At 52.7% G+C, this 12084-nt stretch carries 10 protein-coding genes; 2 read left to right on the top strand and 8 right to left on the bottom strand.

Annotation, left to right across the window (positions count from 1 at the left end):
* Positions 1-149 precede the first annotated feature (149 nt).
* Positions 150-1241, bottom strand: coding sequence for a metallophosphoesterase (locus M1D61_RS01000; protein ID WP_458120777.1), 1092 nt, complete (start codon positions 1239-1241; stop codon positions 150-152).
* A 363-nt stretch (positions 1242-1604) separates the two neighbouring features.
* Positions 1605-2093, bottom strand: a complete 489-nt coding sequence (greA, locus tag M1D61_RS00995) for a transcription elongation factor GreA (RefSeq protein ID WP_046212531.1) — start codon at positions 2091-2093, stop codon at positions 1605-1607.
* 306 nt (positions 2094-2399) lie between these two features.
* On the opposite strand from greA, the gene M1D61_RS00990 reads away from it, so the two are divergent.
* The gene (locus M1D61_RS00990) at positions 2400-3893 is read left to right on the top strand and encodes a peptide MFS transporter (RefSeq protein ID WP_458120776.1); all 1494 of its coding nucleotides are present in this window, start codon (positions 2400-2402) and stop codon (positions 3891-3893) included.
* Between the two features lie 152 nt (positions 3894-4045).
* On the opposite strand, the gene rlmN is transcribed toward M1D61_RS00990, so the two are convergent.
* Positions 4046-5152: a 23S rRNA (adenine(2503)-C(2))-methyltransferase RlmN gene (rlmN, locus tag M1D61_RS00985; RefSeq protein WP_458120775.1), complete on the bottom strand. Its 1107-nt coding sequence runs from the start codon at positions 5150-5152 to the stop codon at positions 4046-4048.
* 527 nt (positions 5153-5679) lie between these two features.
* On the opposite strand from rlmN, the gene M1D61_RS00980 reads away from it, so the two are divergent.
* Positions 5680-7098: an amino acid permease gene (locus tag M1D61_RS00980; protein ID WP_458122389.1), complete on the top strand. Its 1419-nt coding sequence runs from the start codon at positions 5680-5682 to the stop codon at positions 7096-7098.
* A gap of 187 nt (positions 7099-7285) precedes the next feature.
* Here M1D61_RS00980 and M1D61_RS00975 read toward each other — a convergent pair whose 3' ends face one another.
* From M1D61_RS00975 to tenA, 5 genes are all read right to left on the bottom strand, one after another.
* Entirely contained in the window at positions 7286-8071 is a 786-nt protein-coding gene (locus M1D61_RS00975; protein ID WP_458120774.1) for a cyclase family protein, read from the bottom strand.
* A gap of 291 nt (positions 8072-8362) precedes the next feature.
* Entirely contained in the window at positions 8363-9103 is a 741-nt protein-coding gene (locus tag M1D61_RS00970; protein WP_458120773.1) for an energy-coupling factor transporter transmembrane component T family protein, read from the bottom strand.
* Positions 9100-10749 carry an ABC transporter ATP-binding protein gene (locus M1D61_RS00965; RefSeq protein ID WP_458120772.1) on the bottom strand — a complete coding sequence of 550 codons (1650 nt, stop codon included), beginning with the start codon at positions 10747-10749 and terminating at the stop codon, positions 9100-9102. Before M1D61_RS00965 ends, M1D61_RS00970 begins: the two co-directional genes overlap by 4 nt.
* Positions 10727-11323 carry an ECF transporter S component gene (locus tag M1D61_RS00960; protein WP_458120771.1) on the bottom strand — a complete coding sequence of 199 codons (597 nt, stop codon included), beginning with the start codon at positions 11321-11323 and terminating at the stop codon, positions 10727-10729. The genes M1D61_RS00965 and M1D61_RS00960 overlap by 23 nt, the downstream gene beginning before the upstream one ends.
* A complete protein-coding gene (tenA, locus tag M1D61_RS00955; protein WP_046212520.1) occupies positions 11320-12006 on the bottom strand; it encodes a thiaminase II in 687 nt (228 codons plus the stop codon). Before tenA ends, M1D61_RS00960 begins: the two co-directional genes overlap by 4 nt.
* Positions 12007-12084: the final 78 nt, after the last annotated feature.

The following is a 12084-nucleotide window of genomic DNA, read 5'->3' as shown; positions in this document are numbered from 1 at the left end:
GTTCAATGCCATAATGGTATTGAACCCTGCGGGCTTTTCGAATGGTAAAAGTTATGCCGATTGCAGGAACAGCCGAAGCTGCTCGGGTCAGCATGACTTGTATGCTGCCGTCCTATTTTATAAATGACAGCCGGGATGATCCGGACTCTTTATTCCGGCTGGAACTTCACATGAATCTGCACAATCTCGGAACGTGTACCGATCCGCAGCGGACTGCCCCAGAAGCCAAAGCCGGAGGAGACGATTGAGTGCAGCTGGCCTTTTTGCAGATAACCCCAGTCATTTTCAAAAAGGCGCTTGGTAATCAGATGGAACGGTGCCATCTGGCCGCGGTGGGTATGACCGGATACCATCAGATCGACACCCAGCTTCTGCTCGGCATCCAGCTCGTACGGCTGGTGATCCATCACGATAATCGGCCGGGAATGATCGACCGACTCCAGCAGCTTGCCCAGCTCCGCACGTGGACGGTCGCTGTAATCCTGACGACCGACCAGTGTAATGCCGTTATCCAGCACGACCGATTCGTCGTACAGTACATGCAGATTGCTTTTGTTCAGGGAATCAATCAGATCAATCCCCTGCTCAAACCGGTCATGGTTACCAAGTGAGGAATAGACTGGCGCTTTGAGCCCTTTGAGAATGTCGGGGATGTCTGTCTTGACGTAATACGGCAGGTTATCGTCGATCACATCGCCGGGCATCAGGATCAGATCCGGCTGCAGGGCATTCACCCGTTCCACCAGGCGGCGGGCATGGGACTCATTGGACAGCACGCCAAAGTGCATGTCTGAGGCCATAACAATGTTCATTTCCTTTTTGCCTTCGACAGGCTTGTTGATCGTAATATCGTAGCTGCGTACGACCGGGCTGTAGGCGTTGTACATGCCGAATGACACCACCACCGCAAAAGCCGCGACCGTGATCCAGCCGGCCCATACGATAACCGAATGCTGGGACAGCGATGAGAAGCGGGTCAGACCAACCACAATGTTCATCACCGGCATCCACAGCACCGAGAAATACAGCAGGGCAATCCAGCCTGCACCAATCATTTTAAAAATAACGAGTTCCCGCTGCCAGAATCCAAGGAACAGCGCATACGCAAATATTAACAATACGACAATCCAAATATAACGCGGATAGGCATGATGCGGAGACAGCTCCGCCAGCCACACCCATCCGTTCCATCCGATATAGAACATAATCAGATGGTACAGTACCAAAATTGCAATTCCCATCCACACAGTGACAATCTCCTATCCGGTTATCTTATTCCTATGCCGCATATATCTTTGATTACGATAGAAAATTCTTAATTTTGAAGTATCGGCAGGTCATACAATAGTATATAAGATTGCACGCCCAGGAACAAATAAAAAGTACAAATTCAGTATGTATCTTAAAAACGTTTATTTTAACTCTTTAATACGCTAAAATAAACTCATATAAGATATTATATATACTATAATCCTCAGATGATTAGGAGGCACCAAACAATAAACAGCCCGCCTTTTACGTATAACCGTAAAAGGCGGGCTGTCTTCTGTATTTATCACCCGATCTGCCAGTGATCCCGAACAGCGGGACAGCACATACTGTGCTTATCCTGCGCTCTTGATCTCCAGCAGCTCGTAATGGAAGGTTCCCATGGGAGCTTCAAAGGTAATCTTGTCTCCTGCCTGGTGACCCATCAGCGCTTTGCCGAGCGGGCTCTCGTAGGACAGTTTGTTGTTGGCCAGATCCGCTTCTGCCGGACCTACCAGCTGATACTCGATAATTTCATCAAACTCGATATCCTTCAGTACGGCAATCGAGCCGAGACTGACTTTGGACACATCAAGATTGGACGCGCTGATTACTCGCGAATTGCGCAGCATGCGCTCCAGGGTCAGGATGCGTGTCTCCATAAACGCCTGATCTTCCTTGGCGGAATGGTATTCACTATTTTCCTTCAGATCGCCGTAGCTGATAGCTGTCTTCAGGCGGGCAGCCAGTTCCTGGCGCCGTGGCCCCTTCAATTCCTTGAGTTCTTCTTCCAGCTTGGCCAGACCGTCAGGGGTCAGGATTACTTCTTCATTCTCGTTTGCCATCTACTCTCAACTCCTTACATTCTATTATACCTTATCTGCGGCGATTTTCCTTGCATTGTTATAAATCGTCTGCCAGATGCACGTTCCTCTCTATCTTTTTACCTTCATTTGCACAGTCATTAACGCAATCCTGTGGTTTTCTGCTAACTTTTGTTATTGATGAACCCGCACAGGTATTGTATTCTAATGGTTCGAGTGTATAAGCAATTTCGACAGACATGATTCAGTATCCGGGAAATCCCTTGGCAGCTGACGACACTCGGTCAACTGTCTGTATGCATATTAAGTCATCAAGGAGGTTCATTTGTGTCCGATATCACTAAAGAAAAAATTGTAGAAAGTGTGCCTCAGCGCGGATTCTTCGGCCATCCCCGTGGACTGTTCACACTATTCTTCACTGAATTCTGGGAACGTTTCTCTTATTATGGCATGAGAGCGATTCTGATCTATTACATGTACTACGAGGTAACCCGCGGCGGACTCGGTATGGATCAGAATACGGCTACAGCTATCATGTCCATCTATGGCTCGCTGGTATACATGTCCGGTATTATTGGCGGGTGGCTCGCCGACCGGGTATTTGGCACGTCACGGGCTGTATTTTATGGCGGTATATTTATTATGCTTGGTCATATCGTACTGGCGATTCCGGGTGGAGCCGGAATGCTGTTCATCTCCATGGCCTTAATTGTCCTCGGTACAGGACTGCTTAAGCCTAATGCTTCCACTCTCGTCGGTGAGCTGTACAGCGAGAAGGATGCACGCCGCGATGGCGGCTTCAGTATCTACTACATGGGGGTCAACCTCGGTGGATTTGTAGCACCGCTGACGGTAGGTACAATTGGTACGGAATACAACTTCCATCTGGGCTTCGGTCTGGCAGCAGTTGGTATGTTCTTCGGTCTGCTGGTATTCATGTTTACCCGTAAAAAGAGTCTCGGTCTGGCAGGAACGAACGTGCCAAACCCACTGACTGGCGGGGAAAAGAAAAGAGCACTGACACGCATCGGAATCGGTCTGGCTGTCATTGCGATTGTGGGCATCATTGCCGTGTGGATGGGCTGGCTGACCCTGAAGTCCTTTGTACTTGTGGTCGCCTGTCTGGGTATATTGATCCCGATTTGCTACTTTACGGTTATGTATCGCAGTGATAAAACGACAGATGTGGAGCGTTCCCGTCTGCTCGCCTATATCCCGCTGTTTATCGCTTCGGTTATGTTCTGGTCCATTCAGGAACAAGGCTCGACCATTCTGGCACGATTCGCGGATCAGCGTACACAGCTGCACTTCATGGGTATCGATGTCTCGCCAGCCTGGTTCCAATCCCTGAATCCGCTGTTCATTATTATTCTGGCACCAGTATTCGCATGGCTCTGGACCAAAATGGGAGATCGCCAGCCGATCATCCCGCGCAAGTTTTCGATCGGCATTCTGTTCGCCGGACTGTCGTTCCTGGTTATTCTGCTGCCTGCATACTTCGGTGGCGATAATGCACTGGTGAGCCCGCTGTGGCTGGTACTCAGTTACTTCCTCGTCGTGATCGGGGAACTGTGTTTGTCACCGGTTGGATTGTCGGCGACAACCAAGCTCGCACCAGCGGCATTCTCGGCGCAGACGATGAGCTTGTGGTTCCTGTCCAATGCGGCAGCCCAGGCGATTAATGCACTGCTGACCAACTTCTACAGCGAAGAGACCGAGATGGTCTACTTTGGTGTTATCGGTGGCGTGTCCATTGTGCTGAGTGTGATCCTGTTCCTCTTTGCACCGAAGATTCAGAGCTATATGAAAGGGATTCGTTAATCCCCTGCTCTGGAAAAGTAATTATGTATGCTCACAGGTTCATGCGGCTTCATAAGCGTGCTTCTGATCCTGTACATTAATAAAAGGCTGCTTTTCCCTGTAATATTCAGGGAAAAGCAGCCTTTTTGTATTCATACGATGCTGCGGCAGAATTAACCGGTCACTGCTTCGCTTTTGGATGATTCGGCTTTGCGGGATTGGGAGTCTTTGCGGATCTGCTTGCTGCGCAGCTGACCGCAAGCTGCATCGATGTCCGTACCATGTTCCATACGGATCGTGCAGTTAATACCGTTCTTTTTGAGAATATCGTAGAAGGCCAGGATATCCTCCTGCTTGCTGCGCTGGTACTGGCTGTGCTCGTCAACCGGGTTGTACGGGATCAGATTAACGCTGGTTACCTGCTTCTTGTCTGCCAATAGATCGGCCAATTCCTGGGCCTGTTCCTTCTGGTCATTAACACCTTGCAGCAGGATATACTCCATCATAATCCGGCGGTTGCTCTTCTTCAGATAGTAATCCACTGCATCCATCAGCTGTTCCAGCGGATAGGCGCGGTTGATTTTCATAATGCGTGTGCGCAGTTCGTTATTCGGCGCATGCAGGGACAGTGCCAGATTCACGAGCAGATCGCTGTCAGCGAATTCGCGGATCTTGTCCGGCAGACCACTGGTGGAGACAGTAATGCGCTTCGGTGCGATCACGAGGCCTTTTTGGTCTTTGACAATATTGATAAAGTTGACCATATGCTCGAAATTATCGAACGGTTCGCCGATCCCCATCACGACAATATGCGTCACCAGCTGATCCTGGCCTGCCGCATCCAGATGGAACTGTACCTTCATGATCTGCTCGACGATCTCGCCGGCGGTCAGATCGCGGCTTTTCTTGATCAGTCCGCTGGCGCAGAAGCTGCAGCCGATATTGCAGCCGACCTGTGTAGTGACACAGACGGACTGGCCGTACTTTTGCTTCATCAGTACGGTCTCGATCAGGTTGCCGTCCTGCAGACGCAGCAGGAACTTAACGGTACCGTCAGCGGATTCCTGCTTGACGAATTCTTCCAGTGTCTGAATGGCAAAATGCTCATCCAGCAGTGCCCGGCATTCCGGACGTACATCGGTCATTTCCTCAAATGTCGTAACCCGCTGACGATACAGATAGTTCCATACCTGTACAGCTCGCGAGCGCTTGTGTCCGTGTTCTTCCAGCCATGTACCCAGCTGTTCTAATGTAAATCCATATATGGATGGTTTATTCATTGGTTACCCTCTTTTCCTATACCCTGTTCTGTCATCCTATGTCTATGGAGAACCGATGGTATATACCTGATCCGGTCAAATTGTGTATGCGACTGCGTTATATGCCAATGTGATCCTAGCTTCCTCTCGCTTCTGTTGAAGCTGAAGCCTCATTCACACATCCTGTACACCATAAAATGCAGTACAGGCCCAGCCAACCGTCAGCTAGACCCATACTGCTCATGCCTCCTATTGTCCCAAAATTCACACGTGAAAACAATAGAAAATACACAGTTATTACAGCAAATTTGATAAATCCGCTTTTCCTTTTACCAAAATTCACTCTTTCGCTTTACCAGAGAAAAGTGTATAGTAGGATACTGTCATGATATTTATATGACGGCAAACGTCAGCAATGACTGTGGATCAGCCTCGATGCATGAAGCAGATCCCTGCTAAGACTGACGCTAAATCATCAAATCCTAATGATGCAGCCTGCTGTATGTCCGGCTAACGGTCATCCGGCAAGCTCTCTATACGTTCTGGTCATGGAAGGAGTCTTCAATGTGAGCAACAATAAAGTAGGCTTTTGGATTCTGACCGCCCTCGTCGTGGGCAATATGGTCGGGTCCGGAATATTTATGCTTCCCCGCTCGCTGGCGGAAGTATCCAGCCCGGCAGGTTCGGTGCTGGCGTGGAGCATTACCGGATTCGGAGTGCTGATGCTGGCGCTTGTCTTTGGCAATCTGGCACTGCGCAAGCCGGAACTGAACGGCGGTCCGCAAATCTATGCCAAAGAGCTGTTCCCCAATAATCCGATACTGTCCGTACTGTCCGGATTCATGTCGTCATGGGGCTACTGGGTCGGTAATGTGGCCGGATTCGTCGCAGTCATTACGACGTTCTCCAGCTATCTGTCCACCTTTATACCGGCGATGAAAAGCAGTGCAGTCTGGTTCAGCATCGGTGCGCTGGATATCAAGACAGGCAATGCGCTGAACTTTATCGTCTGCTCGCTGCTGCTGTGGGCGACCCATGCGCTGGCGCTGCGCGGTATCGAAGGTGCCGGCAAAATGAACCTGATCGCTACGGCGACCAAGGTGATCGGCTTTACACTGTTTATTATTATCGCCCTGTTCGCTTTTCAGGAAGCGAATATCGGACCTTTTGCTGCACCACATGTGAATGAGGACGGACAGACGATGGGCCTGCTGTCACAGGTGAACAGCGCGGCTGTCGTGACGCTGTGGGCATTTATCGGGGTCGAGTCGGCAATGGTCTTCGCTGCCCGTGCCCGCCGCAAGCAGGATGTGAAGCGGGCGACGATCGTCGGTCTGCTGATGGCGCTGGTGCTGTACGTCGGTATCAGTATCCTGACGATGGGATTGCTGCCGGGTGAGCAGCTAATCCACTCGCAGAATCCGCTCGTCGATGCAATGACTGCCGTACTCGGTCCGGTCGGCGGCTATCTGCTCGCTGCATTGGGACTTATCAGCCTGATCGGTTCCACCATCGGCTGGGTGCTGCTCAGCGCCGAGGTGCCGTATGAAGCCGCCAAGCAGGGCGTGTTCCTGCGTCCTTTCCGCAATGTGAACAGCAAAGGGATGCCCAAGCTGTCTCTCTGGATCTCCAATGCACTTGGACAGCTGCTGATCTTCTCCACGATCTCCGGTTCGATCTCGCAGGCGTTTGACTTTATTATCGCGATTGCGACGCTGGCGTACCTGGTGCCTTATCTAATCTCGGCGCTGTATCAGCTGCGGCTGGTCATTACCGGCGATGGTTATCGTCCGGGTGAGCGCCGTCACTGGGATGGATTGATCGCTGCACTGGCGACCATTTATTCGTTGTGGGTGATCTATGCGGGTACCGCGGACTGGAAAACATTCTGGTTTGGCGTGCTGATGATTGCGAGCGGGATTGTTTTCTATCCACTGCTGCTACGTCAGCTGCGCAGCAAAGTGTAGAGTGAACGGCAATATTCGTTGAACGTCATTTTTCAGGACATGAAAGAAATATAGTAGATGATGAAGTCCAATATAAATACAAAAATACCAGATCAGGGCATTGCGCCGTTGATCTGGTATTTTTGTTGGTTGGTTTCTATCCCCTAATTGGATCATATAAATTCCAAAGCCGTTAGTCTAGACGCAATCAGAGCGGCGAATGCAGTACAGCCACAGGCCGCGCCCAGCCAGCAGAAGCCTTCTCGATTTTCACCGGGAAGGAAATCACCTGAAATCCATGCGCAGGCAGCAGCTCCAGATTGGCCAGCTTCTCGATCTGACAGTACGGAGTCGTGCTGCCTGCATAATGTCCTTCCCAGATCATCGAAGGGTCCTGCTCCTCCGCATAACGACGGGCTGTATGGCTGAATGGGGCATCCCAGCTCCATGCATCCGTGCCGACGAGCCGTACGCCGCGCTCGGTCAAATACAGCGTAGCTTCACGTCCCATACCGCAGCCTTTCGCCAGAAAATCGGCTTCACCATATCGCTCACCGGCAGAGGTGTTCACCAGCACAATATCACCCGGCTGCAGCCGATGATCGATCCGGTTCAGCTCCTCTTCAACCTCCTGTGCAGTGACGATATGACCGTCCGGCAGATGACGAAAATCCAGCTTCACCCCCGGTCCGTAAAACCAGTCCAACGGAATCTCATCAATCGTCGGCATCGGCTGACCATCATCCGTGGTGGAACGGTAATGATACGGCGCGTCCACATGTGTACCGACATGGGTCGTCACCCGTAGCTGTTCAATCGCCCAACCCTCCCGGCCTGGCAGATCTTCTACATTCAGCCCGGGAAAGCTCGCCACCAGCTGCTGTGCCCCTTGCTGATGATTGATGTAGTCGATTTCGGGCAGGCCAATCGGCGGATCGGATGCAATGCCTGTTTTGAGCGTGACGGACAGATCGATCAGTTGATGCTGGTTCATGATGCATTCCTCCATTTTCGTTATTTTGATTCGTATATAGACCGATTGTAGCGTCTTTGAAGAGCAGTAACAACTTTGGAGGAAGGCCGGTATGCTATAAGAATTCGGATCTGTTTGCCTAAGCTGTCATGCCTATAATCTTTTGCTCTCATAAATTGCAAGCAGGATTCTCCGCCCCTTCGACCAACTTGCTTATACATAACAAAACCTGCCACTACAAAGCGGCAGGCCAGAGCTTCCATATTTCATTTACATCTTTCCAGTACAACCTTCCAGACTCAAATTCCTTTATCACCAAGGCAGCAGCCAGGCAATACATCCGGCTGCAAGAAGCAGCGACGCGGCGTAGACCCAGTCTCTTCCCGTCATCACCGGCGTCAGATAATACGTCCGGTCCCGCGTTCCCGTGAATCCTCTCGCCTCCATCGCCACTGCAATCCGTTCGGACTTGCGGATGCCCTGGGTGAACAGCGGCAGCGCGTAGCGTGCAAAGGCTTTCCAGCTGTTTTTCTGTTTGTAGCCGCGAATCTTGTGGGCGGACTTCATCTGCTGCAGCTCGCTCTGAAACAGCGGGATAAAGCGGAATCCGGCCAGCATGCCGTACGCCCACTTGGGCGACAAGCGCAGCTGGTGGATCAGGCTCATCATGAGCGCCGTCAGATCGGTCGTCGAAGTGAACAGCAGCCCGTACGTGACAAAGCCCAGCATCCGCAGCCCGATCGTCAGTCCGTTGTTCATGCTCTCCTCGGTAATACGGAACCAGGCCCACTGCCAGAGAACATGTTCGCCTTTACCAAATGCCGCCAGCATCCAGAAGATCAGCACGAAGAAGAGCGTGTACGGCAGCAGACGGCGGAGCAGATAGGATAACCGCCAGCCGCCCAGCGTAATGCCGATCACAACAGCGAGCAGCCAGAGGCACAGCGTGATCACTGGATCGGAGATGCCCATCAGCAGGAACATGACGAGCAGATGAGCGATCAGCTTGCACGATGGATTGAGCGTGGACAGCCAGGAGCCGTTACTTTTCATATGATAACGCGCTCCTCTCGCTGATGGTTCAACCGGTAATGCAGCGGCGCGATAATGGCGCTGTCCTGCAGCAGCTTCTGATCGGTGAAGAGGCGATACGGCGTACCATCGTAAGCAACCTCGCCCTTCCCGAACAGGATCACCCGGTCGGCATGCTCATCGACCAGATCCATATCATGGGTCACCATGATAATCGTCGTGCCCTGCTGCTGACGCTGCTTGAGCCGACGGATCAGCTCTGCCGCTGTCCGGGCATCCTGGCCAAATGTCGGCTCATCGAGCAGCAATAGCTCCTGGTCGAACAGCAGCATCGTGGCGACGCTGAGCCGGCGCTTTTGTCCGAGACTGAGAGTAAAGGGATGCTGATCCTGGTAATCCTCCAGTCCGAACTCCTGCAGCAGCTGTACCGTCTTCTCCCGCAGCAGCTCTTCCGGCCATCCCCGCTGTCTGCCGCCAAAGGCAATCTCGTCATACACCGTATCGGTTACAAACTGCAGCTCCGGATTCTGAAAAACAAAACCGGCCTGCGCATACAGGTCACGATCCGGCCATTTGCGCAGCTCCTTGCCCTGCAGCATAATCCGTCCGGACAGCAGCGGCTCCAATCGCAGCAGGCTTTTGAGAAATGTGCTTTTGCCGCTGCCATTCTGCCCGGTGATGGCGATCCACTCCCCGGCAGGCAGCGACAGATTGATCTGCTGCATGACCGGACGCTTGCGGTAACCGATGCTGAGCTGGTCGGTTTGTATGATCACAGTGCCGTTCGCAGCGGATACATTGGAGGATAAGGTATGGATTGACGATGCTGCAGAGGACGAAAGTGAAGCCTGACGGTCACGCTCCATCCGCTCCCTTAGCTCATGGCGCAGCACATCTGCCAGCGGATGCGATGGATCATTCACCACCTCCTGCCAGCTGTACGGAAACAGCCGTGGCAGCCAGATCCCTGCCTCTTCCATCTGCTGCCGATAATGGGTCACGATATGTGCCGGCTCCCCATCTGCGATAATCCGCCCATGGCGATCCAGCAGAATGACCCGGTCCATCCATTCGATACAACCGTCCAGTACATGCTCGACGAATACCATCGTTTGACCCGTTTTGCCCGCAATCTCGCGGAGCAGCCCAAATACGTCCCGGCGGCTGACCGGGTCCAGTTGGGCAGTCGGCTCGTCGAAGAACAGCACTTCCGGTTCCAGTGCCAGCAGACAGGCCAGCGCCAGGCGCTGCTTCATGCCGCCGGACAATGTGTCGATCGGCGTATGAGGCTCCAGCTGTAAGCCGACCATCTGCATCACCTGCCGGATGATGCCATCCATCTCGCCGCGCGGCACACGCCGATTCTCCAGGCTAAAGGCGATCTCCTCATCCACATGCAGCATGCAGAACTGGGTATCCGGGTCCTGGAACATCACGCCGCAGGCTTCCTGCCGGTAAATCTCTCCTTCTACTTCGGCTTCGACATGATCGGGGATAATGCCGGACAGTGCCGACAGCAGCGTTGATTTGCCGCTGCCGCTCGGTCCGAGGATCAGTACCTTTTCCCCGCGGGTGATGGACAGGGTGATTCGATCCAGCACCCGCACCGTCTCTTCCTGATGATCAAAGCCGACCGACAGTTCCTTACACCCGAGATGCCACTGCATGCGGTTTCCCCTGTTTGCGGCGTGACTTCATGATTTCATACGGATTCAGCACACCGGTACGGGCCAGTGCTTCGACGATCACCTTGGCCAGCAGTCCGCCCAGCACGATGCCGCTGATCACGTGAATGCCCAGCGTCAGGAAGAACATCTGGGTGGTATAATAGCCGAGTCCGTTGGCGACCAAATTGTAGGCAATGCTGCCCACCGCAGCCAGTGCTCCAGACAGCATCAAGGTGAATACGTTGTACCGCTTGTATCCGAATATGGCAAAAGCAATCTCCGCGCCCAATCCCTGAAATACCCCAATCAGCAGCGCAGACAGTCCGAAATGGCTGCCGGTCAGCATCTCTACTGCCGCCGCCGCGACTTCGGCGATCAGCGCGGCGCCCGGCTTGCGAATAATATAGGCGACGATTGGACTGGCAATAATCCAGATGCCAAACATAAATCCTGCTCCGATCGGCCCGACCAGCGCGGAGATCGGAATCCACAACGTCGACCAGCCCAGATAGAGTACCCCGCAGGCCACCGCGAGAATAACGGTCAGCACGACCTCTTTCATTTTCCAGTTCATACGGAGGTCACCTCCAGCTGCACCGGCCAATCTTCCAGCGTATAGGCCATCTCCCAGAACATATATTCAAACTGGCAGCTGAGGATAAAATGCTGCTTCATCCGCTCCCTGTGCGCCGGTGTCGATGCCGCGGCAATCTCGTCCAGTCGTGTACAGAATCGACTCGTAATCGTATCGGTACGATTGCCGTAGAAATCGATCCAGTCATAGAACGGATGGGATACATCCGGCTTCACGTCTTCCAGCAGCCGCTTGCCGATCTCCCAGTACGTCCATGGACATGGCAGCAGTACGGCGAGAATATCGCCCAGATCGCCTTCCTGTGCAGCGGTCAGCATATGACGGATATAGTTATGCGCGGACGGCGCTACCGGATAACCCTGCAGCTGTTCGTACGGTACTCCGGCGACATGGCAGAAGTTGTTGTGCGGATGCACCTCGCTGTTCAATACAAAGGATATCTGCTGATTGAACATGTCCATATCTTCGCGGCTAGTACATTTGGAGATCGCGGTACCATAGATCCGCATAAACGAGTTCAGGTATTCAAAATCCTGCTTTACATAATGGACTAGCTGCTCCGGCTTGAGGTCCCCCCTCGCAATACCCTGCACGAACGGATGGTGATAAATCGCCTCAAATACCGGATCGGCCGCCTGTCTGATTTCTGCTGAAAAACTCATACTGTCATCTCTCCCTTTGCTGATGTGTTCGGAAAGAACCTCCCTTGGGAAAATGGATGCTCACCGGCGGCCCGCTCT

This window comes from Paenibacillus sp. Z6-24 (genome assembly GCF_054161335.1).
This window is presented reverse-complemented; position numbering and strand designations above follow the sequence as displayed.